General features: G+C 70.3%; 27 protein-coding genes. 11 read left to right on the top strand and 16 right to left on the bottom strand.

Annotated features, from left to right (window positions below):
- Nucleotides 1-24: 24 nt before the first annotated feature.
- Nucleotides 25-2,670: an alanine--tRNA ligase gene (alaS, locus tag C5708_RS08125; RefSeq protein ID WP_242919771.1), complete on the top strand. Its 2,646-nt coding sequence runs from the start codon at nt 25-27 to the stop codon at nt 2,668-2,670.
- An 8-nt stretch (nt 2,671-2,678) separates the two neighbouring features.
- On the opposite strand, the gene C5708_RS08120 is transcribed toward alaS, so the two are convergent.
- From C5708_RS08120 to C5708_RS08090, 7 genes are all read right to left on the bottom strand, one after another.
- On the bottom strand, nt 2,679-2,864 hold the full coding sequence (locus tag C5708_RS08120) for a hypothetical protein (RefSeq protein ID WP_242919769.1): 186 nt from the start codon (nt 2,862-2,864) through the stop codon (nt 2,679-2,681).
- Between the two features lie 10 nt (nt 2,865-2,874).
- On the bottom strand, nt 2,875-3,822 hold the full coding sequence (locus C5708_RS08115) for an AEC family transporter (RefSeq protein ID WP_242919767.1): 948 nt from the start codon (nt 3,820-3,822) through the stop codon (nt 2,875-2,877).
- 67 nt (nt 3,823-3,889) lie between these two features.
- A complete protein-coding gene (locus C5708_RS08110) occupies nt 3,890-4,219 on the bottom strand; it encodes a hypothetical protein (RefSeq protein WP_242919765.1) in 330 nt (109 codons plus the stop codon).
- 18 nt (nt 4,220-4,237) lie between these two features.
- Nucleotides 4,238-5,095 carry a hypothetical protein gene (locus C5708_RS08105; RefSeq protein ID WP_242919764.1) on the bottom strand — a complete coding sequence of 286 codons (858 nt, stop codon included), beginning with the start codon at nt 5,093-5,095 and terminating at the stop codon, nt 4,238-4,240.
- A gap of 126 nt (nt 5,096-5,221) precedes the next feature.
- On the bottom strand, nt 5,222-6,196 hold the full coding sequence (locus tag C5708_RS08100; protein WP_242919762.1) for an aspartyl protease family protein: 975 nt from the start codon (nt 6,194-6,196) through the stop codon (nt 5,222-5,224).
- A gap of 88 nt (nt 6,197-6,284) precedes the next feature.
- Nucleotides 6,285-7,502, bottom strand: a complete 1,218-nt coding sequence (locus C5708_RS08095; protein WP_242919760.1) for an NADP-dependent isocitrate dehydrogenase — start codon at nt 7,500-7,502, stop codon at nt 6,285-6,287.
- A 137-nt stretch (nt 7,503-7,639) separates the two neighbouring features.
- Entirely contained in the window at nt 7,640-9,739 is a 2,100-nt protein-coding gene (locus tag C5708_RS08090; RefSeq protein ID WP_242919758.1) for a TonB-dependent siderophore receptor, read from the bottom strand.
- A gap of 163 nt (nt 9,740-9,902) precedes the next feature.
- Between C5708_RS08090 and C5708_RS08085 the strand changes: the two genes are divergently transcribed.
- The 9 genes from C5708_RS08085 to C5708_RS08045 all read left to right on the top strand — a co-directional run bounded on the left by C5708_RS08085 (nt 9,903) and on the right by C5708_RS08045 (nt 17,727).
- Nucleotides 9,903-10,682 carry an RNA methyltransferase gene (locus C5708_RS08085; protein ID WP_242919756.1) on the top strand — a complete coding sequence of 260 codons (780 nt, stop codon included), beginning with the start codon at nt 9,903-9,905 and terminating at the stop codon, nt 10,680-10,682.
- A gap of 52 nt (nt 10,683-10,734) precedes the next feature.
- A complete protein-coding gene (locus C5708_RS08080; RefSeq protein ID WP_242919754.1) occupies nt 10,735-12,039 on the top strand; it encodes a DUF1254 domain-containing protein in 1,305 nt (434 codons plus the stop codon).
- A gap of 88 nt (nt 12,040-12,127) precedes the next feature.
- On the top strand, nt 12,128-13,237 hold the full coding sequence (locus C5708_RS08075) for an S-(hydroxymethyl)glutathione dehydrogenase/class III alcohol dehydrogenase (protein WP_242919752.1): 1,110 nt from the start codon (nt 12,128-12,130) through the stop codon (nt 13,235-13,237).
- A 116-nt stretch (nt 13,238-13,353) separates the two neighbouring features.
- Entirely contained in the window at nt 13,354-14,535 is a 1,182-nt protein-coding gene (locus C5708_RS08070) for a serine hydrolase domain-containing protein (protein ID WP_242919750.1), read from the top strand.
- A 46-nt stretch (nt 14,536-14,581) separates the two neighbouring features.
- The gene (gene fghA / locus C5708_RS08065) at nt 14,582-15,439 is read left to right on the top strand and encodes an S-formylglutathione hydrolase (RefSeq protein WP_242919748.1); all 858 of its coding nucleotides are present in this window, start codon (nt 14,582-14,584) and stop codon (nt 15,437-15,439) included.
- 72 nt (nt 15,440-15,511) lie between these two features.
- Nucleotides 15,512-15,925: a biopolymer transporter ExbD gene (locus tag C5708_RS08060; protein WP_242919746.1), complete on the top strand. Its 414-nt coding sequence runs from the start codon at nt 15,512-15,514 to the stop codon at nt 15,923-15,925.
- 178 nt (nt 15,926-16,103) lie between these two features.
- Nucleotides 16,104-16,721 carry a 30S ribosomal protein S4 gene (gene rpsD, locus C5708_RS08055; RefSeq protein WP_242919744.1) on the top strand — a complete coding sequence of 206 codons (618 nt, stop codon included), beginning with the start codon at nt 16,104-16,106 and terminating at the stop codon, nt 16,719-16,721.
- An 86-nt stretch (nt 16,722-16,807) separates the two neighbouring features.
- Entirely contained in the window at nt 16,808-17,215 is a 408-nt protein-coding gene (locus tag C5708_RS08050; protein WP_242919735.1) for a hypothetical protein, read from the top strand.
- 65 nt (nt 17,216-17,280) lie between these two features.
- Complete coding sequence (locus C5708_RS08045) at nt 17,281-17,727, top strand: DUF3617 family protein (RefSeq protein ID WP_242919733.1); 447 nt, start codon at nt 17,281-17,283, stop codon at nt 17,725-17,727.
- Between the two features lie 9 nt (nt 17,728-17,736).
- Here the strand turns inward: C5708_RS08045 and C5708_RS08040 are convergent, their stop codons facing one another.
- The 6 genes from C5708_RS08040 to purL form a co-directional block, all read right to left on the bottom strand.
- Nucleotides 17,737-18,150: a thioesterase family protein gene (locus C5708_RS08040; RefSeq protein WP_242919731.1), complete on the bottom strand. Its 414-nt coding sequence runs from the start codon at nt 18,148-18,150 to the stop codon at nt 17,737-17,739.
- A 7-nt stretch (nt 18,151-18,157) separates the two neighbouring features.
- Nucleotides 18,158-18,505 (bottom strand): Grx4 family monothiol glutaredoxin, encoded by a 348-nt coding sequence (grxD, locus tag C5708_RS08035; RefSeq protein WP_242919729.1) that lies wholly within the window; start codon nt 18,503-18,505, stop codon nt 18,158-18,160.
- A gap of 62 nt (nt 18,506-18,567) precedes the next feature.
- On the bottom strand, nt 18,568-19,452 hold the full coding sequence (locus tag C5708_RS08030; RefSeq protein WP_242919727.1) for an aldo/keto reductase: 885 nt from the start codon (nt 19,450-19,452) through the stop codon (nt 18,568-18,570).
- Between the two features lie 55 nt (nt 19,453-19,507).
- Nucleotides 19,508-19,741 (bottom strand): BolA family transcriptional regulator, encoded by a 234-nt coding sequence (locus tag C5708_RS08025; RefSeq protein WP_242919725.1) that lies wholly within the window; start codon nt 19,739-19,741, stop codon nt 19,508-19,510.
- Nucleotides 19,742-19,856: 115 nt separating this feature from the next.
- Nucleotides 19,857-20,372 (bottom strand): hypothetical protein, encoded by a 516-nt coding sequence (locus C5708_RS08020; protein WP_242919723.1) that lies wholly within the window; start codon nt 20,370-20,372, stop codon nt 19,857-19,859.
- Between the two features lie 140 nt (nt 20,373-20,512).
- Entirely contained in the window at nt 20,513-22,729 is a 2,217-nt protein-coding gene (gene purL / locus C5708_RS08015) for a phosphoribosylformylglycinamidine synthase subunit PurL (RefSeq protein WP_242919721.1), read from the bottom strand.
- Nucleotides 22,730-22,885: 156 nt separating this feature from the next.
- Here purL and C5708_RS19435 point away from each other — a divergent pair, with 156 nt between their 5' ends.
- On the top strand, nt 22,886-23,014 hold the full coding sequence (locus C5708_RS19435) for a hypothetical protein (protein ID WP_278253850.1): 129 nt from the start codon (nt 22,886-22,888) through the stop codon (nt 23,012-23,014).
- 61 nt (nt 23,015-23,075) lie between these two features.
- Here C5708_RS19435 and C5708_RS08010 read toward each other — a convergent pair whose 3' ends face one another.
- The 3 genes from C5708_RS08010 to C5708_RS08000 form a co-directional block, all read right to left on the bottom strand.
- Entirely contained in the window at nt 23,076-25,001 is a 1,926-nt protein-coding gene (locus tag C5708_RS08010) for a CocE/NonD family hydrolase (protein WP_242919713.1), read from the bottom strand.
- A 134-nt stretch (nt 25,002-25,135) separates the two neighbouring features.
- Entirely contained in the window at nt 25,136-25,798 is a 663-nt protein-coding gene (gene purQ / locus C5708_RS08005; protein ID WP_242919711.1) for a phosphoribosylformylglycinamidine synthase subunit PurQ, read from the bottom strand.
- Between the two features lie 54 nt (nt 25,799-25,852).
- Nucleotides 25,853-26,401, bottom strand: coding sequence for a YbhB/YbcL family Raf kinase inhibitor-like protein (locus tag C5708_RS08000; RefSeq protein WP_242919709.1), 549 nt, complete (start codon nt 26,399-26,401; stop codon nt 25,853-25,855).
- Nucleotides 26,402-26,460: the final 59 nt, after the last annotated feature.

Genomic DNA, 26,460 nt, shown 5'->3' with positions numbered 1-26,460 from the left:
TCCCCACGCCCCGCCGGAGCCTCGATGCCCAGCCTGAACGAAATCCGCAGCGCCTTCCTGGGCTATTTCGGCGACAACCAGCACGCCGTCGTCCAGTCCGCGCCCCTGGTTCCGCAGAGCGACCCGACGCTGCTGTTCGTCAACGCCGGCATGGTGCCGTTCAAGAACGTGTTCACCGGGGCCGAGACGCCGCCGGGGCCACGGGCGACCTCGTCGCAGAAGTGCGTGCGGGCCGGCGGCAAGCACAACGATCTCGACAACGTCGGCTACACCGCCCGCCATCACACGTTCTTCGAGATGCTCGGCAACTTCTCGTTCGGCGACTACTTCAAGGAGCGCGCGATCGAGCTGGCCTGGACGCTGCTGACCAAGGACTTCGCCCTGCCGAAGGACAAGCTGCTGGTCACGGTCTATGCCAGCGACGACGAGGCCCATGGCCTGTGGAGGAAGATCGCCGGCCTCGCCGACGACCGCATCATCCGCATCGGCACCTCGGACAATTTCTGGTCGATGGGCGACACCGGCCCGTGCGGCCCGTGCTCGGAAATCTTCTACGACCACGGCGAGGGCATTCCCGGCGGGCCGCCCGGCAGCCCGGACGAGGACGGCGACCGGTTCATCGAGATCTGGAACCTGGTCTTCATGCAGTTCGACCAGCAGCCGGACGGCTCGCGTCTGGCGCTGCCCAAGCCGTCGATCGACACCGGCATGGGCCTGGAGCGCATCGCAGCCGTGATGCAGGGCGTGCACGACAACTACGACATCGACCTGTTCAAGACGCTGATCGCCGCCAGCGTCGAGCTGACCGGGGTCAAGGCCGAGGGCGAGCGCACGCCCTCGCACCGGGTGATCGCCGACCACCTGCGCTCGAGCTGCTTCCTGATCGCCGACGGCGTCGGCCCGTCGAACGAGGGGCGCGGCTACGTGCTGCGCCGGATCATGCGCCGCGCCATGCGCCACGCCCATCTGCTGGGCGCGCAGGAGCCCTTGATGCACCGCCTGGCGCCGACCCTGGTCGCCGAGATGGGCGGCGCCTATCCCGAACTGCGCCGCGCCGAGGCGCTGATCGTCGAGACCCTGCGTCAGGAGGAAGAGCGCTTCCGTCGCACCCTGGGCCGGGGCATGACCCTGCTGGACGAGGCCGTCGCCGGCCTGTCCTCGGGCGGCGTGCTGCCCGGCGAGACGGCGTTCAAGCTCTACGACACCTACGGCTTCCCGCTCGACCTGACCCAGGACGCGGTGCGCGCCAAGGGCCTGACCGTCGACACCGACGGCTTCGACGCCGCCATGGACCGCCAGCGCCAGATGGCCCGCGAAAACTGGGCGGGCTCGGGCCAGCAGGCCCAGGCCGCCGAATGGTTCGCCATCCGCGACCGCCTCGGGCCGACGGTCTTCACCGGTTACGACGGCGTCGAGGCGACCGGCGAGGCGTTGGCCATCGTGCGCGACGGCGCCGAGGTCGATGCGGCCGAGGCCGGCCAGACCGTGCAGGCGGTGTTCGACCGCACCCCGTTCTACGCCGAAAGCGGCGGCCAGGCCGGGGACCTGGGCCAGGTGGCCTGGGACGGCGGCGAGGGCGAGGTGCTCGACACCCAGAAGCAGGCCGGCGACCTGCACGTCCATACCGTGAAGATCGTCGCCGGCGCGTTGCGCCTTGGCGACGGCGCGCGGCTGACGGTCGACGCCGAGCGTCGTGTCCGCACCCGCGCCAACCATTCGGCCGCCCACCTGGTGCACGCGGCGCTGCGCAACGTCCTCGGCGCCCATGTGGCGCAGAAGGGCCAGATGGTCGACGGCGAGCGCATGCGTTTCGACTTCGCCCATTCCGGCCCGCTGACCGCCGACGAGCTCGACCGCATCGAGGCCGAGGTCAACGCGGTGATCCGTCAGAACATCCCGGCGCGCACCGAGGAGATGGCCCCGGAAGCGGCCATCGAAGCCGGCGCGGTGGCGCTGTTCGGCGAAAAGTATGGCGATAGCGTCCGCGTCCTGACCCTGGGCCGCGCGCTGCAAGGCGACGGCGCCTATTCGGTCGAGCTGTGCGGCGGCACCCACGTCGCCCGCACCGGCGACATCGCCCTGTTCAAGATCGTCTCGGAACAAGGCGTCGCGGCCGGCGTGCGTCGGGTCGAGGCCCTGACCGGCGAGCCGGCGCGGCGCTTCCTGCTGGAGCAGGCGGGCGTGGCCAAGGCGCTGGCCGACCAGTTCAAGACGCCGGTCGCCGAGGTCCAGGGGCGCGTCGACGCGTTGATCGCCGAACGCCGCAAGCTGGAGAAGGACCTGGCCGACGCCAAGAAACAGCTGGCCCTGGGCGGCGGCTCCGGCGGCGCGGCGGCGCCCGAGGAGATCGGCGGCGTCAAGTTCATCGGCCGGGTGCTCGACGGCGTCGGCGGCAAGGAGCTGCGCCCCATCGCCGAGGACTTCAAGAAGCAGATCAGTTCCGGCGTGGTGGCCCTGGTCGGGGTCGCCGACGGCAAGGCGGCGGTGACGGTGGCGGTGACGCCCGACCTAACCGGACGCTTCGACGCCGCCGCCCTGGCGCGCGCGGCCGTGCAGGCCATGGGCGGCCAGGGCGCCGGCGGCCGCGCCGACTTCGCCCAGGGCGGCGCTCCGGACGCCGCCAAGGCCGAGGACGGCGTCGCCGCCGTCCGGGCCGGGCTGGCGGGCTGATCCTCGGATCAGCCGCCGTTGCGGCAATAGACGGCGATCTTGTTGCCGGTCGGGTCGCGCATATAGGCGCCGTAGAAGTCGGTCGAGTCCGCCGGCCGGAATCCGGGCGCGCCCTCGTCCGAGCCGCCGTTGGCCAGGGCCGCGGCGTGGGCGGCCTGGACCTCGGCCTGCGACGGGGCGCGGAAGCCGATCATCACGCCGTTATCAGCGATGGGCGAGCAGGAAGGCGAGGCCGGTCAGGGTGAGCGCCGAGGCCATGGAGGTGGCGATCACCGCCAGGGCCCCGCCATGGGCGAACACCCCGAGCGTGCGGGTCTGGATGAAGACGCTGACGGCGGTGGGGCAGGCGGCGAGCAGGACGGCGACGGCGCGGAAGCCGGGATCGGCGCCCGCCAGGCCGGTGAGCAGCCAGATCAGCGCCGGCGCGGCGACGAGGCGGACGGCCATGACCAGGGCCACGGCCGGGCCTTCCGCCGTCGCCTCGACGCCTCGGGGACGACCGAACTCGGCGCCGACCACCACGCCCAGGGCGACGAGCCCGACCGGACTGGCGGTGGCGGCGAGCAGGCCCAGGGCGCGGTCGATCGGCTCGGGCGGGGCGAGGCGCAGCGCGCTCAACCCCACGCCGACCGCCGCCGCGCCGACCAACGGGTTGGCCAGGGTGCGCAGAATCCGCCGCGGCAGGGTCGCGTCATGGGCGGCGTCGTGGGCCGCCCCATGCAGGCCGGCGGTGGCCAGGGCCAGGATGACGGTGAAGTCGATGGCCACCATCGCCGCCGCCGGCGCGCCCGCCGCCGGCCCGAGCAGCGAGACGGCCAGGGGCGCGCCCAGAAAGGCGGTGTTGCCGACCCCGGCCGCCATGGCCGCGCCGGCCCTGGCGGCCCTCGGCCAGCCGAGGAGGCGGCCGACGACCAGGGGCGTGGCGAGGGCGGCGCACTGGCCGAGGCCGTAGGCGGCCAACCCCTTGGCCGTCGCCGCGTCGGGGATGGGCGCGCTTTCCAGGCCGTGGATCAGCAGGGCGGGAAAGGCGATCCAGAACACATAGGTCGACAGGGCCCTGGCCGCGCCGGCGTCGACCACCCGGGCCCGGGCCGCGACGACGCCGCAGGCGATGAGCAGGAAGAACGGCGCGATGCGGCTGAGGACGTCCATGCGCCTGTGCTAGACCGGCCGCCGGAAAAGGGAAAGAAGAGCCGCCCGACCGGGGGACGGACGGCGCTCAAGGGATCAGTTTGCGGAACTCGGCCGGCGTGGCGGCGATCAGGCCCTGCTCGATCCGACCGCCCGGGTCGGCGTAGGCCTTGCCGCTGGTCCGCACCACGCCGTCGCCCACCCGCCACGTGCGCTTGACGCCCTTGTCCTCGATGCTGAGGACGAAGCCGCGATAGCCCAGCCGGTCGGGGGCCTCGGCGGGGGCGGGGGACGGACCGCCGACCGCGTCGAGCCGCCGGAGCAACTCGATCGCCGGCGGCCCTTGCAACGCCCAGGTCGGGTTTGGACGGCCGGAGAACAGGTCCAGCTCGACATGGATCTCGACCGTCGGCGTCATGGGCGCCTCCCGCGGGCGTCAGCGGATGTGGACGCCCTTCTTGGTGACCATATAGGTGCAGAACACGGTGTAGGGACCGCGGTTGCAGGTCCTGGGGTCCGAGATCGCGTGGCCGGCGTTGTCGACGTTGCGCGCCGCCGTCTGGCCCGGCTTGTGCGACCAGCAGCCGACGTTGTCCTGGCGATACCAGTGGTAGTCGGTGTTCGGCCAGATCACCAGGGCGACGTACCAGCCCTGGCCGGCGGCCAGGGGCGCCGAGAAGTTGGGCGTGGCGTGCAGGCCGTCCGACGTGGCGCCGGCCTGGACGTTGGGGCAGGCCATCACCGTGGCCTGGTGGCCGGTGGCGCGGCCCGGCTGGGCGAAGGTGTTGGTGATCTGGTTGTTCGCGTAGTTGTAGCAGTTGTTGTGCGGCTGGACGGACGGCACGTTCCACAGGCCCGGATTGTAGGCCGGGGCGTCGTGGGCGTGGTTGGCCGGGCAGGCCAGCTTCAGCGGCGGAAATGGGAAGCGCAGCCGGTTGGCGGGCTGCAGGACCTGGCTCAGATGCTCGGCGACCTCGGGCGTCAGATGCGGCTGGGCCAACTGCGCCAGCCAGTGCTCGAGCTCGGCCTCGTCGGTCAGGTTGGCCGCGTGGAGGCCCTGCTCGACGATGCCCTCATGCACCCTGAGGTCCAGCGCGCCTTCGGGGTGCGTATGGGAACGGGACACTGAAAAGCCCCGATAGCCCAAACCGCCGAACGCGCCGGACGGCCGCTGCTCGGTGAAGCTCTGAAGGCCCTTGAGGCGCTCCGCGAGTTCGTCCGATTGCTTGTCGTCCAGTTGGAATGTCGGGTTGGGGCGACCAGAGAACACGTTCAACGTAACCGTAGTGGACATTGTTCCCTCCATGGTTGAGAGCGGCTGTCGCCGCCCGGCCAGCATGTAGCATTAAAATTCGCGTTAAGCGGGAATTTTAGACCATTCACGCGAGTTTTATCGCGCGGGCGACCGGCGTGGCGGGCGTCAGTCGGTCGCGGTCGCGACCGCGGCCGGGCGCAGGCGCATCAGGCCGTCGGGGAAGTCGATGGTCAGGACCTGGCCCCTAAAGGCCGGGCCGCCGATGAGGCCGGCGTAGCCGGCCCCCGCGCCGTTGGGCCGGGTCTCGGCGGCGAAGTTGGCCGACAGCGTCCCGAGGCGGACGGCGCCGACCGTGAGGTCGTCGAGCCGGCCCAGGCGCTGGGGATGCACCCCGGCCACGGTCATGCCCAGGCTCGGCCGGCCGGCGGCGCGGCCGAAGGCCTCGTCGGCGCGGGGGCGATGGATCTCGACGGCGGTGTCCGAGCCGGTGTCGATCTGGAACTCGCCGAACAGCCGCCGCTCGCCCAGCCGCGCCTCGGCCTCGACGAAGGGATAGGGGGCGATGCGCACCGGAACCACGCCGGGGTCGCGCGGCGACAGCCGGCCGCCGCGCGTCAGGGTCAGGCGTCCGCGCGGATAGTCGATGGTGACGGTGAAGCCCTGCATGAAGTCGGCGCCGACCACCCCGGCCAGGGGCCGGCCGAGCTGGCGGCCGATGGCGTCCAGGCTGAGGATCACCGGCTCGACCCTGGCCCTAACGCCGCCCAGCGTCAGGTCGGCGGGGGCGGCCTGGTCGGCGCGGTCCTCGCGGCGGCCGCCGGTGTTGACGCCGATGGAGCCGGCCGCCGCCAGTCCGGCCCGACGGGCGTAGGCCGGGTCGACGACGCTGGCGCCCGCGCCGGTGTCGAACAGGAAGAGGGCGGGGCCGGCGTCGCCGATCGAGGCTTGCACGAACACCAGGCCGTCACGGATCTCGACCGGCGACGCCGCCTGGGCGGGTTGGGCGGACGGCTCGGCGGCGCGCGCGTCGAAGCCGGCGGCCAAGGGAAGGGCGGCCAAGGGAAGGGCGGTCAGGGCCGGGGTGGCCAGGGCGAGGACGGCGAGCAGGACAGGCCGCCCGGGCCGGATCGAAGTTTTCATAGGTCCTAAACGCAAAAATCCCCGCCGGGGTCGCCCGGCGGGGATTTGTCGATCACGTCCTTGCGGCGAAATCGGGTCGGACGGCGGCTCAGGCCGCAGCCATGGCCTTCTTCAGGTTCTCGTCGACCTTGTCGAGGAAGCCCTCGGTGGTCAGCCAGCCCTGCTTGTCGCCGACCAGCAGCGCCAGGTCCTTGGTCATGAAGCCGGCCTCGACGGTGTCGATGCAGACCTTCTCCAGGGTGGCGGCGAACTGGGCCAGTTCGGCGTTGTCGTCCAGCTTGGCGCGGTGGGCGAGGCCACGGGTCCAGGCGAAGATCGAGGCGATCGAGTTGGTCGAGGTGCTCTCGCCCTTCTGGTGCTGGCGGTAGTGGCGGGTGACGGTGCCGTGGGCGGCCTCGGCCTCGACGGTCTTGCCGTCCGGGGTCATCAGCACCGAGGTCATCAGGCCCAGCGAGCCGAAGCCCTGGGCGACGATGTCCGACTGCACGTCGCCGTCGTAGTTCTTGCAGGCCCAGACGTAGCCGCCCGACCACTTCAGCGCCGAGGCGACCATGTCGTCGATCAGGCGGTGCTCGTAGTGCAGGCCCAGCTCCTCGAACTTGGCCTTGTACTCGGCGTCGTAGATTTCCTGGAAGATGTCCTTGAAGCGCCCGTCATAGGCCTTGAGGATGGTGTTCTTGGTCGACAGGTACACCGGGTACTTGCGGGCCAGGCCGTAGGCGAAGCTGGCGTGGGCGAAGTCGCGGATCGAGTCGTCGAGGTTGTACATGGCCATGGCCACGCCCGAGCCCGGCGCGTCGTAGACCTCGTGCTCGATGACCTGGCCGTCCTCGCCGACGAACTTGATGCTCAGCTTTCCCTTGCCGGGGAACAGGAAGTCGGTGGCGCGGTACTGGTCGCCGAAGGCGTGGCGGCCGACGATGATCGGCTGGGTCCAGCCCGGCACCAGGCGCGGCACGTTCTGGCAGATGATCGGCTCGCGGAAGATGACGCCGCCCAGGATGTTGCGGATGGTGCCGTTCGGCGACTTCCACATCTTCTTCAGGCTGAATTCCTTCACCCGCGCTTCGTCGGGGGTGATGGTCGCGCACTTGACGGCGACGCCGTGCTTCTTGGTCGCCTCGGCCGCGTCGATGGTCACCTGGTCGTCGGTGGCGTCGCGGTTCTCGATGCTGAGGTCGTAGTAGTCCAGCTCGAGGTCGAGGTACGGGAAGATCAGCTTATCCTTGATGAGCTTCCAGATGATGCGGGTCATTTCGTCGCCGTCCATGTCGACGACGGGGTTGGCGACTTTGATCTTGGCCATAGGCTGTACGGGGCTCCCGTTGAGGGGCGCAGGCCGCGGCGGCGCACAGGGCCGTCGGGCGCGCGGACGGCAGGGCTATAGACGGTTGCGGGCGAACGGGGAAGGTGGGGCGGGCGAACGCCCCGCTCCCCGCCGCGTCACGGCATGGCGTAGCGCAGCGTGACCATCGCCGCGCGCGGCGCGCCGGGCAGGTTGAGGTTCGGGCTCGAACCGTGGCCGGAGACGATATAGCCGCGGTCGAACAGGTTGGTGAGGTTGAGCTGCGCCACCACCGGCCCGAACCGGCGCCAGGCCATGGCGTCGACCGTCGCATAGGCCGGCAGGGTCACGGTGTTCCCGGGGTTGGCGAAGCGGTCGCCGACATAGTTGGCGCCCAGGCCGAAGCCGAAGTCGCCGCTGAAATCCTTGGTCAGCCAGACGTTGGCGCTGTGCTCGGGGGTGATGGTGGCGCGCTTGCCCTGCACGAACTGGCCGGCGTCCTTGGCCACGGACTTGGTCACCGTGGCGTCGAGATAGGCGTAGCCGGCCACCGCGTTCCAGCCGTTCCCGAGGTTGAGGTTCCCGGTCAGCTCGACGCCGTCGGTGCGTTGCGTGCCGATGGGCAGGACGCGCAGGCTGATCGGGTCGGTGATCTTCATGCCGGTGCGTTCCAGCCGGAACACCGACACGGTCGCGCCGGCCCGGCCGCCGAGGAAGCTGAACTTGCCGCCGGCCTCGGTGTTGGTGGTCTCTTCCGGGGCGATGTCGGCGTTGCTGGCGGCCAGGGCGAAGGCTTCGCCCGACGGCTGGAACGAGCGGCTCCACGAGACATAGTAGGACTGCCCCTCGGTCGGCTGCCAGACGCCGCCGACGCGCGGGCTCCAGTTGCGGTCGGTGCGCGACAGGCTGGGCTGGCCGGGCAGGCGCTGGTCGGTGTCCTGTTCGAAGCGGTCGTAGCGTACGCCGACCAGCGCCTTCCAGTGCTCGCCCAGCGAGATCATGTCCTGCGCGTAGACGCCCACGGTGTCGAAGGTGCTGACGCTGTCGGCGCTGCGCGGGCCGCCGACCTCGCGGTCCAGGAACGGAAGCACCGGATTGAACAGGGCCACGGTGGCGACGTTGTTGCGCGAATAGCTGATCAGGCCCTTGGACTGGCGGCCGACCTCGACGCCGTAGAGGATGGTGTTGCGGACCCCGGCCAGGGTCAGCTCCTGGGTCAGTTCGGCCTGGTCGAACCAGCCGTGCTCGGCCCGCGCGACGTTGGAGCGGTTGAGGCTGACGGTCAGGGCGGCCTCGTTCACCGTCCCGGGCAGGGTGTTGTACCGCGCCAGGGTGTAGTCGTAGTAGCGGAAGGCGTTGCGGAAGCTGAGCGTGTCGCTGAAGCGGTGCGTCAGGGTGGCGGTGGTCGAGTAGACCCGGCTTTCGCTGGTGTCGACATAGCGGCCGTTGGCGGCGCCGTAATAGGCGCTGGCCGGGACCTTGACCGGCCGGCCCTGATAGGCGGGCACGCCGAAGTCGGTGACGCGCCTGTCGCGCAGATAATCGGCCTGAACCAGCAGGGTGGTGTTCTCGCCCAGGCTGAACGAGGCCGAGGGGGCCAGGGCCTCGCGCCGCAGGAACTGTTGGTCGCGATAGCTGTCCGAACGCTCGATCGCTCCGGTCAGCCGCAGGGCGGCGTGCTGCGCCTCGAAGGCGCGGCCGAGGTCCATCTCGAAGCGGCCGTCCGACCAGCCGCCATAGCTGACGGCGAAGGCGGTCAGGTCCGGCCCCGGCTTCTTGGTCACGCGGTTGATCAGGCCGCCGGACGAGCCGCGCCCGAACAGCACCGAGGCCGGGCCCTTAATTACTTCGATCCGCTCGACGTTGGACAGGTCGCGGAAATAGAGGGCGTCGTCGCGGACGCCGTCGACGAACTGGTCGGCGATGGCCGAGAAGCCGCGGATCGACACCTGGTCGCGCTGGCCGTCGCCGGTGGAGAAGCCGACGCCGGGCACGTTCTTCAGGACGTCCTGGATCGACAGCGCCCGCTGGTCGCGGATCAGGGCCTCGCCGACCACGTCGATGGTCTGGGGGATGTCGCGCAGGGGGGCGTCGATCTTGGCGGCGCTGGTGTTGACGGCCGCGTAGCCGTCGCGGCGGGCCGTCACCGTCAGCTCGGACACCAGCCCGGACTCCTCGGCGAGCGCTTCGGCGGCCGGCGCCAGCGCCATCAGGCCGGCGGCGGCGAACAGGAGACGGCGAAGCGAACGCGGCGACATGGATGGTCTTTCTCGGCAAATTGAGAATGCTTCTCATAAGAAGTTGCAAACTTGTGTCAACCGTGAAATCCGCGGCCGGCCGGACGCGGGCCGCAGGGGCGCCCGCTCGACCGGCCGTCGCTGAGCCTTTGTCGCCGTGGCGCGGACGGCCTATACCGCCGCAATGACCGAACTTGCGCCCCCCGTCGTCATCCTCAACGAGCCGCAGCTGGCCGAGAACATCGGCTCGGTGGCCCGCGTGATGGCCAATTTCGGCCTCGCCGACCTGCGGCTGGTGCGGCCGCGCGACGGTTGGCCGCAGGACCGCGCCTGGGCCAGCGCCTCGGGCGCCAACTGGCCGCTGGACGGGGCCAAGGTGTTCGAGCGGCTGGAGGACGCCGTCGCCGACCTGCGCCTGCTCTATGCGACCACGGCGCGGCCGCGCGAGACCCAGCTGCCGGTGCTGACCCCGCGCGAGGCGGCGGCCGAACTGAACGCCGCCGCCGCCCAGGGCCTGGCCACGGGCCTGCTTTACGGCGGCGAGCGGGCCGGGCTGGAGACCAATGACATCGCCCTCAGCCAGGGCATCGTCACCATCCCCATCGATCCGCGCTTCCATTCGCTGAACCTGGCCCAGGCGGTGGCCCTGACCGCCTACGAGTGGCGGACGACCGTGACCAACGCCCCGCCGCCCAAGTTCCGCGAGGGCGATCCGCCGGCCGACCAGGCGATGATGATCGGCCTCTACGAGCATCTGGAGGGCGAGCTGGAGGCGGCGGGCTTCTTCCATCCGCCGGAGAAGAAAGCCTCGATGGTGCGCAACCTGCGCGTGGCCCTCAGCCGCGCCCGCTTCACCGACCAGGAGGCGCGCACCTTCCGCGGGGTGATCACCGCCCTGTCGCGCGGCCGGGGCAAGGTGCTGGAAAAGCTGGCCGCCAAGCGCAAGGGCGACGATCCGGCTTGATCCCAGGCCGGGGCCGGGTCATGCTCCCTTCAGAATGTTACTGGAGGGGAACATGAACCGGAGAAGCCTCATGATCGGCGCCGGCGTCGCGGCCGCGTCGGGCCTCGCCCCGCTCGCCTCGGCCGTCGCCGCGAGCGTGCAAGCCGCGCCCGACGCCCGCACGGCGGCCCGCGACGCCTGGCTCTACAGCCTGCCGCTGATCGAGATGGCCACCACCCGCAAGCGCCACCTGTCCGGCGGCCAGGGTCAGAACCGCTTCAACCACGCCCGCGCCCTGATCGACCATCATGGCGTCGGCGTGACCACGCCAAACAACGACACCCTCTATTCCATAGCCTGGCTGGACCTGACCGCCGGCCCCGTGACCCTGGCCATCCCGCCGATGGGCGAGCGCTACTACTCGGCGGCGCTGATGGACATGTACACCAACAACAACGCCGTGCTGGGCGGCCGCACCATCGGCGGCCAGGGCGGGCGGTTCACCATCGTCGGGCCGGGGCAGGCCGGCGGCGGCCCCGGGGTGGTGCGGGCGGCGACGGCGCACGCCTGGCTGCTGGTCCGCATCGTCGTCGACGGGCCGCAGGACCTGGACGCCGTGCATCGCCTGCAGGACGGCTTCGTCCTGAAGGGGCCGGCCGGGACGCCGCCCGCCGCCTTCGCCGAGCGCAACGCCGCGCCGGCCGACTATTTCGACAGCGCGCGGCGGCTGCTCGCCGCCGACCCGCCTCCGGCGACCGACGCGGCCGTCCTGCGCCGCACGGCCGCGCTGCTCGGCGCCGGCGCCGGCGCGCCGCCGGCCGAGGCCGTCGCCGGCGTCGCCGACGCCAAGGCGCTGCTCGACATGCTGACCTCGCGGACCGGCTTCATCCAGGGCTGGAGCTATCCGCGCGCCGATCTCGGCGACTATGGCCAGGACTACATCTACCGGGCGGCGGTGGCCCTGGCCGGGCTGGGCGCCCTGCCGCGCGCCGAGGCGATGTACCTGCGCGCCGCCGGCGACGACGACACCGGCGTCTTCAACGGCGACGGCCTCTATCGCCTGTCGCTGCCGGCGCGCATGCCGCTGGACGCGTTCTGGTCGCTGTCGATGTACGAGCGCACCGCCGACGGCCAGTTCTTCTTCACCGACAACCCCCTGCACCGCTACGCCATCGGCGACCGCACCCAGGGGCTGAAGCGAAACGCCGACGGCTCGGTCGACCTGTGGATCGGGCGGGGCGATCCGGGCGGCGAGCGGACGGCCAACTGGCTGCCGGCCCCCAAGGGCGGGCCGTTCGGCCTGTTCCTGCGCTGTTACCTGCCGCGTCCCGAATTGCTCGACGGCCGCTGGCGCGCCCCGGCGGTGGTCAAGGCCTGAGGCCGGGCGGCGGGGCTTTTGACGGCTTGTCCCGGCGGGCGAAGCGGCGGCAATGTGCGCCCGCCGTTTCGCTCTGGAGAAGCCTCACATGAAGACCCGCGCCGCCGTCGCCTTCGAAGCCAAGAAGCCGCTGGAGATCGTCGAGGTCGACCTGGAAGGCCCCAAGGCCGGCGAGGTGCTGGTCGAGATCAAGGCCACCGGCGTCTGCCACACCGACGCCTACACCCTGGACGGGCTGGATTCCGAGGGCCTGTTCCCCTCGATCCTGGGGCATGAGGGCGCGGGCGTGGTGCTGGAGGTCGGGCCGGGCGTCACCAGCGTCAAGCCGGGCGACCACGTGATCCCGCTCTACACGCCCGAATGCCGCCAGTGCAAAAGCTGCCTGTCGCGCAAGACCAACCTCTGCACTTCGATCCGCGGCACCCAGGGCAAGGGCGTCATGCCCGACGGCACCAGCCGGTTCAGCTACAAGGGCCAGGCGATCCACCACTACATGGGCTGTTCGACCTTCGCCAACCATACGGTCCTGCCCGAGATCGCTGTGGCCAAGATCCGGCCCGACGCGCCGTTCGACAAGGCCTGCTACATCGGCTGCGGCGTCACCACCGGCGTCGGCGCGGTGGTCAACACCGCCCAGGTCGAGCCCGGCGCCAACTGCATCGTCTTCGGCCTGGGCGGCATCGGCCTCAACGTGATCCAGGGCCTGAAGATGGTCGGGGCCGACAGGATCGTCGGCGTCGACATCAACGACGGCAAGGAGGAGTGGGGCCGCCGCTTCGGCATGACCCACTTCGTCAACCCGACCAAGGTCGAGGGCGATCTGGTCGCGCATCTGGTGGCCCTGACCGACGGCGGCGCCGACTACACCTTCGACTGCACCGGCAACACCAATGTCATGCGCACGGCGCTGGAGGCCTGCCATCGCGGCTGGGGCGAGAGCATCGTCATCGGCGTGGCCGAGGCCGGCAAGGAAATCTCGACGCGGCCGTTCCAGCTGGTCACCGGCCGGGTGTGGAAGGGCTCGGCCTTCGGCGGCGCGCGCGGCCGCACCGACGTGCCGAAGATCGTCGACTGGTACATGGACGGCAAGATCGAGATCGACCCGATGATCACCCACGTCCTGCCGCTGGACCGCATCAACGAGGCCTTCGACCTGATGCACGCCGGGACAAGCATCCGCTCGGTGGTGGTGTTCTGAGCCAGCGGCCGCGCCGCGATCCGGAGCGACCGGATCGGCGCGGCGCTTCATTGACATATTAGTAGGTGCCTACATATATCGCTTCTGGCGGCTCGGCGCCGCATGAGGCGAGGGCCATGACGGAGACGACGGTTTCAAACGCGGCGCTGGCGCGGCGCACCATCCTGACTGGCGCAGCCGCCTTGGCGTTCGGCGGGGCGGCCAGCGCGGCGCCGCGCGGCGGCGGGCCGAAGATCGACGAGTTCGTCGTCGATCAAATGCGGCGCGCGCGAATTCCCGGCCTGGCCCTCGGGCTGGCCGAGGGCGGCGAAACGCGCTGGGCGCGGGGCTACGGCTTCGCCGATCTTGATAGGCGCCGCCCGGTCACGACCCAGACCGTGTTCCCGATCGCGTCGGTGACCAAGACGGTGACCGCCACGGCGATCATGCAGCTGGCCGATCAGGGACGGCTGCGCCTGGACGAGCCGGTGCAGCCCTATCTCGATTTCCCCCTGGCCAATCCAGAGCATCCCGCGACCGCGATCACGTTCCGGCATCTTCTGACGCATGTCTCCAGCATTTCGGACGAGACGTTCTACAGGATCGATTTTCGCGAACGCGGGCGCGATGCGGCCCTTTCCCTGGACGATCTCGTGCGCGGCTATCTGGCGCCGAACGGCCGGCTTCGCGACGCGACCTGCTTCTCCAAGGCGGCGCCCGGCGAGGCCTACGACTACAGCAACGTCGGCTACAGCCTGCTGGGCTATGTGGGCGGGCGGATCGCGGGCGTGGACCTGCGCCGGCGCATCGACCGGGAGATTTTCGCAAGGCTTGGGGCGGGGCCGATTTCCTGGACGACGAACGCCGCGCCGGCGGCCCTGCGCACGAAGAACTACGACATGACGGACGCCGGCCCCGCGCCGGTCGAACCCTTGAGCTTTCCCGATTGGCCGGCGGGCATGATCCGGTCGTCGATCGCCGCCTTCATGCCGTTCGTGGCGGCCTCGGCGAACGGCGGCGCGGCGAGGGGGCGTCGCATCCTCAGCGAGAGCGGCATGGCGCAGATGCTGGACATGCGGGCGCCAACCGGCCTGCCGGCCTGGCTGACCGGCCAGGGGCTGGGCTGGATGGCCTCGCCGCTCGACGGCGCGACCCGGCCGAACCATTGGGGCGGGGACGACGGAGTCTTCACCGCCGTCTATCTCGACCCGTCCAAGCGGCGCGGCGTCGGCGTCTTCACCAACATGACCGCGACGGCGGAAAGCAAGGCGGCGGTGAAAGCCATCGCCGGCCGTCTCCTCAGCGGCGCCGCCAGCTGATAGGCCTTGGTCGGCCGCGCGCTGCGGCCGCGTCCAAGGAGCCGGCATGTCGTCCGTCGAAGTCCTCGCCCAGCACCGCGTCCATGGCGGCGAGCTGCGCTATTGCCGCCACGCCAGCGCCGCCACCGGGACCGCCATGCGCTTCACGGCGTTCCTGCCGCCGGGCGAGGGGCCGCATCCCTATGTGGTGTGGCTGTCGGGCTTGACCTGCACCGAGGACAATTTCACGGTGAAGGCCGGCGCCTACGCCAGGGCGGCCGAGCTGGGCCTGGCGGTGGTGGCGCCCGACACCAGCCCGCGCGGGCCCGACCTGCAGGGAAGCGCCGTCGCCGACGACGCGGCCTACGACCTTGGCCAGGGGGCGAGCTTCTATGTCGACGCGACGCAAGCGCCGTGGACGCCGCATTTCCGCATGTATTCCTACGTCGTCGGCGACCTGCTGGCGGCGGCCGAGCGCGCCTTCCCGCTGGACGGCGCGCGGCGGGGGATATTCGGCCATTCGATGGGCGGCCACGGCGCCTTGACCATCGCGCTGAAGAACCCGGACCTGTTCAAATCGGTCTCGGCCTTCGCGCCGATCGTCTCGCCGCTGAACTGTCCCTGGGGCCACAAGGCGCTGAGCGCCTATCTCGGTCCCGACCGCGCCGCCTGGCGCGCCTACGACGCCACGGCGCTGATCGAGGACGGGGTCGGCCTTAACCGGTTCGACGACATCCTGATCGACCAGGGCGAGGCCGACAGCTTCCTGGAAGGCCAGTTGAAGCCGCACCTGTTCGCGGCGGCCTGCGAGAAGGCCGGCCAGAAGGTCGGTCTGAGGATGCGGCCGGGCTACGACCACTCCTACTTCTTCATCTCGACCTTCATCGGCGACCATCTGGCCTTCCACGCCGAGCGGCTCTGTTGATCGCTTGGCGGCGAAGTCTTGCCACATCGGCTTTTCGTGTCAGTGTCGCTCTGACGGGGTGGGAGCTCGCCAATGCGAACCTCTTGGGACCGGCCGGTTCTGCGACCGATGGCGGGAATCAATCTGACGCCGTTCGTCCCGGTTCTGCTCGCCCTATTCGTCGTCGTCGCCGTCTCGGTCCCCACGCAAGCGCCTGTAAAGGTCGGCATGTCGCCGGCCACGAGTCTGTATTGCGGTCCTCCCGGCGAGCCTCTTTTTGTCTATGTCCAGGCCGACGGCCATACGCGCGTTGACCGTCGCACGCTCCAGTCCGTCGAGCAGCTGGTCGGAGCATTGACGCACGGCGCCGTGACAGCCAACACGCCTGTCTATGTGACGGCTGATCGGGAGGCGCGCTATGCGGATGTCTTCGCCGCCATCCGCAAGCTCCGCGACGCCGGCTATGAGCGTGTGTTGACCTTGCCGGCCGACTGGTCGATCGGCTGAAGGCCCGATCCGCCGAGTCATTGACTCTTAGGCTCTTCACCGTCATACACCCCGCTTTCCCGCCGCCGGCCATGCCTGCGGCGCGGAGAGCATATGACGGGTGATACGTGCGCCGCCGTTGAGATCGCGGCTCCATTCGGGGAGCCGCCGGCCCGTGTCGAGTATGAAGAGCTAGAGCATGTCGAAGCGCCACAGCGCCAAGTACAAGATCGACCGCCGTATGGGCGAAAACATCTGGGGCCGGCCGAAGTCGCCGGTCAACCAGCGCTCCTACGGCCCCGGCCAGCACGGCCAACGCCGCAAGTCCAAGGTTTCCGACTTCGGCCTGCAGCTCCGCGCCAAGCAGAAGCTGAAGGGCTACTACGGCAACCTGACCGAAAAGCAGTTCGCGCGCACCTATGACGAGGCCGCCCGCCGCAAGGGCAACACCTCGGAAAACCTGATCGCGCTGCTGGAATCGCGCCTGGACGCGGTGGTCTACCGCGCCAAGTTCGTGCCGACCGTGTTCGCCGCCCGCCAGTTCGTCAACCACGGCCACGTGCTGGTGAACGGCAAGCGCGTCAACATCGCCTCCTACCGCGTGAAGGCCGGCGACGTGGTCAGCGTCCGCGAGCGTTCGCGCAACATGGCCCTGGTGCTGGAAGCCGTGGCTTCGTCCGAGCGTGAAACCCCGGACTATCTGACCGTCGACGCCAAGCACCTGTCGGCCACCTTCGTCCGCGCCCCGGAACTGTCCGAAGTGCCGTACCCGGTGAAGATGGAGCCGAACCTGGTCGTCGAATTCTACGCTTCGTAAGCGAAGCCGAATTCCAAGTTCAGCGAAGGGCCCCGGGAGACCGGGGCCCTTTTGCTTTTCGCGGCGATCTGTGGCCGAGTGCGCCGATGAACCGACGCCTGCTCCTGATCGCCGGACTTTCGCTGCTGGCGGGCTGCGCGACCCAGGCCGCCGGCCCGGCTTCCCCAGCCCAGGCGCCGGCGCCGGAGCCGAAACCAGGGCCTGGACCAGGGCCGGGGCCTCAGGAGCTGGAGCCGCTCTACGCCGTGTCGGCGGACCCCGTGGGCCTGACCCTTCGCGTCGCCTCCAACGGCTGCACGCACAAGGAGGACTTCGCCTTCTACGTCGAGCGCAGGCTCGGCCAGACCACGATCGCCTTCGGCCGCCGCCGGGTCGACATCTGCCGCAGCTTCGCCCCGGCCCAGGCGGAGATGACCTTCACCTACGCCGAGCTGGGCGTCGAGCCGAACCGGCCCCTGTTCGTGTTGAACCCGGTGCAGGCTTCGCCCAAATGAAGCGGGCGCGCCCCGCTTTGGCCTGATTGGCCGCTAAACTGACACGCGAAACCTCGGATCACCTCATGCCTCGAACCGCGTTCCTCGTCCTGGCGGCCACGGTCGCCGCCGCCGGCCCGGCCATCGCCGCCGACACTATCCTGCCCGGTTACTGGGAGAGCACCGACCGCGTCACCGCGCCGGTGGCCCGCACCACGACCGAGCGCCGCTGCATCCTGCCGGCCGACGTGGCCAAGTTCATGGAAGGGCCGAGCAACCGGCACTATACCTGCACCTATCCGACCCGGCGGATCAGCGGCGGCCGCATCGAGCTCAAGGGGCAGTGCGTCAGCAAGGGCGGCCAGCAGATCGCCGTCGAGGGACAGGGCGACTATACGCCCACCAGCTTCCACCTCGACGCCCAGATCCAGACCAGCTTCTACGGGCTGGCGATCTCCGGCAAGGCCGACACCACCGCCCGCCGCATCGCCGACACCTGCCCGGCGGCGGCCGAGGCCGACCACGGCCGCTGACGGGGCGGCTCAGTCGAAACGCTGGGCTATCCAGGGGGGAACGCGGGCCGGCCGGCGCGTGCGCGCGTCCAGCAGGCACCATTCGGAGCGGACCTGGGCGCACATCTCGCCGTCCGGGCCGTCGATCCGCACCAGCCGTACGAAGCGCGGGCCGCGATGCTCGCCCACCCAGGTGCGGGCCATGGCGGTCTCGTCCAGCGTCAGCGCGCGGCGATAGTCGATCTCGTGGCGCAGCGCGACCCAGCCCCACTCGGCCAGCTCGCCCTCGTCGAGGCGGCTTTCCCAGTGGGCCGTGGCGATGTCCTGGGCCCAGCGCAGATAGACCACGTTGTTGACGTGGTCGTTGACGTCGATGTCGTCGGGACGCGGCGCGATGGCCAGCGAGAAGACCTGCCGCCCGGCGGGCGGCTCGAACGGCGTCATCGGGCCGTCAGGCCGCCAGCACGCCCTGTTCGGTCAGGAAGGTCTTGAGCTCGCCCTTCTGGAACATCTCGCGGACGATGTCCGAGCCGCCGACGAACTCGCCCTTCACATAGAGCTGCGGGATGGTCGGCCAGTCGGAGAACGTCTTGATGCCTTGGCGCAGCTCGTCGTTCTGCAGGATGTCGACGCCGACGAACTCGACGCCGAGGTGGTCGAGAATCTGCACCACCACGGCCGAGAAGCCGCACTGCGGCTGGTCCGGCACGCCCTTCATGAACAGCACGACGGGATGTTCCGCCACGGCGTTGGCGATGAAGTCGTGGACGGGGTTGTCGGTGGTGATCGCTTCGGTCACGGGAGCCGCCTTGGGCCTGAGGAGATATGTCGAGCCTCAGCTAGGGACCGCGAGGCCCCGGGTCAAGCTCTGCGGCGCGGATCCTGGTCCTCGGCCTTGCCGCCGAACCGCGCCATCTCGATCTGGGCGGCGACGCCGGGCGGCAGATCGCGGTCGGCGGTCATGGCCAGGGCGTCGATGGCGTCGAGCTGGTCGGCGACGATCTGCACGGTGGCGATCGCCGGTTCGGTGAGGGCGTAGGCGAGGCAGATGCGCTCGGCCGTCCAGCCTTCGGTGCGGTCGAGGAAGGCGTAGGTGCCGGCCCCGGCCAGCGGGTCGACCCGCGCCCGTCCGCCCCAGAAGCCGGACCGGGGCGCCGGCTGGGCGGCCTGCTGTTGCTGCTGCTGGTGGAACGCGCGCGGATAGTAGCCGTAGCCGATCACCGGCATGTCCCGCTCCACCGCCGCCTTCAGGCGATGCCGGTCGCGCCAGCCCGAGATCAGGTTGTAGGGGATGGCCAGCACGTCGAAGTGCCGCGAGGAGATGTAGAAGTCCATCGCCTCGCCCTCGCCAGCGACGCCCAGCATCCGGGTCCCGCCCGAGGCGCGCAGGGCCTTCAAGGTGGCCATGGCCGAGGTGGAGAGCTCGTCCCCGCGCGGATCGTCCAGCATGACGAGGTCGAGATAGTCGAGGCCGGTGCGGGCCAGGGCCGATTGCGCGGCCAGGGCCAGGGCCTCGGCGCTGAAGTCGCGAACCGGGCCGCCGTTGGGGCCGAGCTTGCGGCCCAGCCGCCAGGCGATGAACACCAGCCGGCGGTCCACGGCCCGCAGCGCCTCGGCCAGTCCCTCGGCGATGGCCGGGTCGACGCCCTGGACCTCGAAGCAGTTGACGCCGTTCTCGAGGGCTCGATAGACCAGCGCCGTCCAGTCGGCGGGCCGGCGGCGGCCGCCCGCGTCCGTCAAGGCCAATGAGACGGCCGAAACCACGGTCCCAGAAGCGGCGAACGGACGAAAGCGCATCGGCTCAGCCTCCCGACGGCGCCTGGGTTTCCAGCGCCAGCGCGTGCAGTTCCCCGCCGACCTTGCCCTTGAGGGCCGCGTAGACGAGCTGATGCTGCCTGACGCGGGTCAGGCCGGCGAACGCGGTGGAGACGATGCGCGCGCGATAGTGGTCGCCATCGCCGGCCAGGTCGTCAATGACGATTTCGGCGTCGGGAAAGGCCTCGCGCAGTTCGGCTTCCAACTGGTCGGCGGGCATGGGCACTGAAAAATCTCCGTCCTGATCCGATTGAATGGCCGAGAAACCTTAAGAAGGGGCATACGGCGCGCGGCGGCGGCCCAGGTCAACCGGTCGAGGGCCCCGGCGGACGCGGTCAGGTCGCCCGCAGCGACGCGGGCGCGGCGGCCAGGGCGCGCTCGCGATAGGCGTTGAGCTTGTCGACCATGGCTTGCGGATTGAGGGGCCAGCCCTTGGGCAGAGCGCCGTCGGCGCCGCCGACGATCGCCTGCACGACGGCTGCGATCCTGGGGTTGGGCCGTCGGTTTGGCCGATAGCGAAAGCCGATCATCTGGACGCCGCGCGGACCGCGATAGACGAAGAAGCTCTCGATGTCCCGCCAGGGAATCCTGTTCTCGCGCCGCACCATGCCGCCCTTGAGGGTGAAGCCCTCGCCGTCCAGGACCAGGCTCATGGGGCGGATCAGCATCCAGACGGCGATCAGGCAGCCCAGGCCGAAGAAGACGCCGCCCAGCCAGAGCCAGGCCCGATTGTCGGGGGTGGCCCGGATCAATAGGGCGGCGGTCGAAAAGGCGAAGCAGCCGATGAAAAGAAGCAACGTCTTCACCGGCGAGGCGACGATCACTTCGGGCGGAAGCGAAAGTCCCGACACGGGCTGCTCGGCGTCAGGTCGACCAAACATTTCAGCCCCCATGGCGACACGGCGCCGATACTCGCCAAGAGCGGGCGGACTGGCAATCCATGGAGGGGGGATCGGGCGTGCGGGGCGGCCCCGCGCGCCCGATCGGGGCCTCAGGCCGTCTCGCCCATATAGCCCGGCAGCCAGCCCTCGTTGGCTTCGCGCAGCTTGGCCAGGGGGATGTTGAACAGGTCGTGCGAGCGGAAGTCCTCGCCGCCGGCCTTGCCGACGACCGAGGCGTGAACCCCCGCCGCCTGGGCCGCGTCCAGCACCGCCTTGGGATCGCCGACGGCGACCAGATAGCGGGCCTGGTCCTCGCCGAACAGGAACAGGTGGGCGTGCAGCTGGCTGGTGGGGGCGAGGTCGACGCCGACATTGCTGGCCAGGGCCATGTCGGCCGCGGCGCAGGCCAGGCCGCCGTCCGACAGGTCGTGCGCCACCTGGACCGCGCCGGAGCGGATCAGGCCGCGCACCAGGTCGCCGGTCTTCTTTTCCAGCGCCAGGTCCACCGGCGGCGGGGCGCCCTCCTCGCGGCCGAGGACGTCGCGCAGATAGAGGCTGGCGCCCAGTTCGCCGTGGCTCTGGCCGATCAGCACCAGCACGTCGCCGTCCTTCATGCCGGAGAAGCCGGCGCGGACCGCGTAGTCGGGGATCAGGCCGACGGCGCCGACGGTCGGGGTCGGCGGAATGGCGACGCCGTTGGTCTCGTTGTAGAGCGAGACGTTGCCGCTCACGACCGGGAAGTCGAGCGTGCGGCAGGCCTCGGCCATGCCTTCGATGGCGCCGACGATCTGGCCCATGATCTCGGGCCGCTCGGGATTGCCGAAGTTGAGGTTGTCGGTGATGGCGATCGGGTCTGCGCCGACGGCGGTCAGGTTGCGCCAGGCCTCGGCCACCACCTGCTTGCCGCCCTCGTACGGGTCGGCGAACACATAGCGCGGGGTGCAGTCGGAGGTGACGGCCAGGGCCTTTTTCGACCCATGCACGCGCACGACGCCGGCGTCGGCGCCGGTCGAGCTGTCGTCCAGGGTGTCGGCCATGACGTGGCGGTCGTACTGCTCCCAGATCCACCGCTTGGAGGCCATGTTCGGCGTGCTCATCAGCTTGAGCACCGCCGCGCCGTAGTCGGCCGGGGGCGGGACCTCGTGCACGGTCAGGCGCGGGGCCTTGGGCGTGGCCACGTGCGGGCGGTCATAGAGCGGCGCGTCGTCCGACAGCGGGCTGAGCGGCAGGTCGCAGACCACCTGGCCCTTGTGCTTGAGCACGATGCGGCCGGTGTCGGTGGTCATGCCGATGGTGGCCGCGTCCAGGCCCCACTTTTCGAAGATGCGCTGGCCTTCGGCCTCGCGGCCGGGCTTCAGGATCGCCAGCATGCGCTCCTGGCTTTCCGACAGCATCATCTCGTAGGCGCTCATGCCCTCTTCGCGCTGGGGCACGGCGTCGAGGTCGAGCTCGATGCCGACGCCGCCCTTGCCGGCCATCTCGACCGACGACGAGGTCAGGCCGGCCGCGCCCATGTCCTGGATGGCGGCGACGGCGCCGGTGGCCATCAGCTCGAGCGTCGCCTCGATCAGCAGCTTTTCGGCGAAGGGGTCGCCGACCTGGACGGTGGGGCGCTTTTCTTCCGAATCCTCGTCGAACTCGGCCGAGGCCATGGTCGCGCCGTGGATGCCGTCGCGGCCGGTCTTGGAGCCGAAATAGACCACCGGCAGGCCGGCGGCCGGCGCGGCCGAGTAGAAGATCTTGTCGGCGTCGGCCAGGCCCACGCACATGGCGTTGACCAGGATGTTGCCGTTGTAGCCGGGGTGGAACTCGGTCTCGCCGGCCACCGTCGGCACGCCGACGCAGTTGCCGTAGCCGCCGATGCCGGCGACGACGCCGGCCAGCAGGCGCTTGGTCTTGGGATGGCTGGGATCGCCGAAGCGCAGGGCGTTCAGCAGGGCCACCGGCCGCGCGCCCATGGTGAACACGTCGCGCATGATGCCGCCGACGCCCGTCGCCGCGCCCTGGTAGGGCTCGATGTAGGACGGGTGGTTGTGGCTCTCCATCTTGAAGATGCAGGCCTGGCCGTCGCCGATGTCGATCACGCCGGCGTTCTCGCCGGGACCGCAGATCACCTTCGGGCCCTTGGTCGGGAACTTCGACAGGTGCTTGCGCGAGGACTTGTAGGAGCAGTGCTCGCTCCACATCACGCTGAATACGCCGAGCTCGACCTCATTGGGTTCGCGGTTCAGGCGCTTCAGGATCAGGTCGTATTCTTCCGGCTTCAGCCCGTATTCGCGGGCGAGTTCGGCCATGGGTTTCGCGGGGGAGGCGGAGGCGAGCGTCATGGGTGCGCCTTCTAGCGCGCTTTCCCGGGCTGCGGAACCTTCGGCGGCGCGGCGGCCGGGCGGGCGATCGAAAAACTAGGGAACAATCGGGGCCGCGCCCGGTTGACCTGGGCCGGTCACGGCATCCCCCTCAAAAGGCGACAAGGAGATCCCGCCATGGGCGCAGACACCAAGAAGCCGCAGCAGCAGCAGTCGAACCCCCAACGCCAGCAACCCGGCCAGCAGCATCAGCAGGGCGGCAAGCCAGGCGAACCGCGCGAGCACGAGCCGCGCCGCGACCGCTGAGGGTCCGTCCGGATCGAGACCCTGGGGCCGGCGAAAGCCGGCCCCTTCGTCGTTTCAGGGCTCAGTTCCCTGGAACGACGGGCAGGTCGATGTAGCTCTGCGCGTCCTTGGCGTGGAAGACGCGCTGGACGGCCTTTTTGTAGTCGTCGGGTTTGGCGAAGAAGATGTTGTCGACGAAGGTCTGGGGGTTGCGGTCGTAGAGGGGGAACAGGGACGACTGGACCTGGACCATGACCCGGTGGCCGGGCAGGAAGACATGGTTGGCGGCGGGCAGGGCGAAGCGGTAGGGCAGGGCCTTGTCGGGGGTGATCGCGACGGGCTTGGCGAAGCTCTCGCGGTATCGGCCGCGGAAGATGTCCATGGCGACGGCGAGCTGGTAGCCGCCCATTTTCAGATCGGAGGGAACCTCGTCGGGATAGACGTCGATCAGCTTGACCACCCAGTCGGCGTCGGAGCCGGAGGTGGAGGCGAAGAGGTTGACGACCGGCGCGCCGGCGATGCGCAGGGGCTGGGTCAGCGGCTCGGTGACGTAGACGAGGACGTCGGTGCGGTCAGCGGCGAAGCGCTGGTCCGCGACCAGCCAGCGCTTCCAGGCGAGGTCGTCGGCGAAGGTGACCGGGCGGGGCTGGTAGGGGACGGGCTTGGCCGGGTCGGAGACGTATTCGTCATAGGGCGCGTCGGCGGCGGCGGGGGGCGAGAACGACAGGGCCGAGCCGGCGGACAGATATAGCGGCCGCGACTTGGCCGGGCAGCCGCTGTCGCATGATTGCGGCCAGCTCTTGAACCGCTCCCAGCGGTTCTCGCCGGTGTTGTAGATCAGCACGCGCGGGGTTTCGGCCTTGGGGCCGTCCTTCAGATACTGGTCGAAGAACGGCTTCAGCACGTCGCGGCGGAATTGCAGGGCGGTGTCGCCGTCGAACTTCAGGGCCCCCAGGCTGGAGCCGTCATAATTGACCTGGCTGTGCCGCCACGGGCCCATGACCAGGTGGTTCAGCCCGTCCGGGTCCTTCGGGGCCAGGGCGGCGTAGGTGTGGCCCGCCCCCCACATGTCCTCCTGGTCCCAGAGGCCTTGCAGCCAGATGGTCGGCACCTTCGTGGGCCGTTCGGCCAGCAGCTTGTCCAGGGCCTGGGCCTGCCAGAAGGCGTCATAGGCCGGATGCTCCGACACCTTGCGCCAGTAGGGCAGCTGGTCGAAGCCGGCCGCCTTGGCGTAGGCGCCGGCCGAGCCGGCCCGGCGGAAGGTCTCGTAGTCGTCGAGGGCGCCGCGCGCCACCGGCTCGCCCTGGCCCTTCACGCTGGTCTGCTCGGTGAAGTAGTCGAGGTTGACCTGCCGGAAGGCGCCGTAGTGGAACCAGTCGTCGCCCATCCAGCCGTCGATCATCGGGCTCTCGGGCACGGCGGCCTTGAGGGCCGGATGCGGGTCGAGCAGGGCCATGGCCACCGTGAAGCCCTCGTAGGACGAGCCGATCATCCCGACCTTGCCGTTGGTCTCGGGCAGGTTCTTGGCCAGCCAGTCGATGGTGTCCCAGGCGTCGGTGACGTGGTCGACGGCGCTGGCGTTGAGGAGGCCGCGCACCGGGCGGGTCATCACGTACTCGCCCTCGGAGCCGTACTTGCCGCGCACGTCCTGGAACACGCGGATGTAGCCGGCCCCGGCGAACACCTCGTCCATCTGGGGCAGGACGGCGATCATGTGCGGCGAGGCGTTGCGCTCGGCGCGCTTGGAGGCGTCGTAGGGCGTGCGCGTCAGGATGATCGGGGCGTTCCTGGCCCCCTTGGGGATGACGATGACGGTGTGCAGCTTCACCCCGTCGCGCATCGGGATCATCACCTCGCGCTTGACGTAGTCGTAGCCGGCGGTCGGAGCCATGAACTTGGCGGGAATGTCGGGGGTGAGCGGCGGGGTGGTCTTGGGCTGGGCCCAGGCGCCTGGCGCCAGGGCCAGGACGGCGGAAAGCGCGACGCCCGCGCGGAAAAGACCTGGCATGAAGACCCCTCGACCCTGCGGCGCCCCGGCGCCGAAGGCGGAAAGGTGTCGCAAAGCGCCGGCCAGGGCAACCTTGCTGTTATAATGTACGTCTGGGGCGCGCGGGGCGCGTCAGCCGGCGGACAGGCCGCGCCTCAGGCGCTGGCCAGGACGCTCTGGAACAGGATGGCGCCGTCGGCCGAGCCGAGCTCGGTCTCGAACGCCCGGTCGGGGTGGGGCATCAGGCCCAGCACGTTGCCCTGGCGGTTGACGACGCCGGCGATGCCGCGCGACGAGCCGTTGGGATTGTCCTTGTAGCGGAACACCACCTGGCCCTCGCCCTCCAGCCGGTCGAGGGTCGCCTCGTCGGCGAAGAAGTTGCCCTCGCCGTTGCCGATGGTCATGGTCACCTCGCGGCGGCCCTGATAGCCGGCGGTGAAGCGGGTCTGGGCGTTGACCACTTCCAGGTCGATCGGCCTGCAGACGTACTTCAGGCCCTCGTTGCGCAGCAGGGCGCCAGGCAGCAGGCCCGCCTCGCACAGGATCTGGAAGCCGTTGCAGATGCCGACCACGGCCGTGCCGTTGGTCGCGGCCTGGATCACCTCGCGCATCACCGGGCTCAGCGAGGCCATGGCCCCGCAGCGCAGATAGTCGCCGTAGGAGAAGCCGCCCGGCAGGACGATCAGGTCCAGGCCGTCGGGCAGCTTGGTTTCCTGGTGCCAGACCATCTCGACGGCCGAGCCGGTGGAGCGTTCGACGGCCACGGCGCAATCGCGATCGCAATTGGACCCTGGGAAGACGATGACGGCGGATTTCATGGCTGCGCCATGTAGCAGCGGGCCGCCGAAAACGCCAGCGCGCCGCGCCGCCGATCAGCGTCCGTAGGTCGCCGTGAGCGTGGCCTTGGCCAGCACCTGCCCGTCGATGGCCGCGGCGAAGGCCGGACCGTCGGTCCGGGCGTCCAGGGCCAGCCTGTCGGTCTTCAGGGCGTAGACGGTGAAGACGTAGCGGTGGCTCTGGCCCAGCGGCGGGCAGGGGCCGCCATAGCCGGCCGGGCCGAAGTCGTTGCGGCCCTGCGCCGCTGGCGGCGGGAGTCCCTTGCCGGAGGCGGCGCCGGCGTCGGCCGGCAGGCCCCGGGCGGTCGACGGCAGGTTGAAGGCGATCCAATGCCACCATCCGCCGCTGGGGGCGTCCGGGTCGAAGACGCTGACCGCGAAGCTCTTCGTCCCCGGGGGCGCGCCGTCCCAGGCCAGGGCTGGCGAGCGGTTCTCGCCGTGACAGCCGTAGCCGCTGTTGACCTGGGCCGAGCGGACGCTTTCGCCGGGCCGCAGGTCGGCGCTGGCGAGGCGCAGGCCCGTGTCGCGGGCGGCGGGCGCCGCCGCGGCGCATAGGGCGGCGGCGGCGACAAGAACAGCTCTCATCCGGAAGCCTCCCGCTGTCGAAGGCATTCTAGGACCTCGGCCGGCGCCGCGAAACGGGG

The organism is Caulobacter sp. CCUG 60055 (assembly GCF_022750545.1).
Lineage (GTDB): Bacteria > Pseudomonadota > Alphaproteobacteria > Caulobacterales > Caulobacteraceae > PUIC01.
Note: the sequence above shows the minus strand (reverse complement) of the source record. Positions and strands in the feature narration are given on the sequence as shown.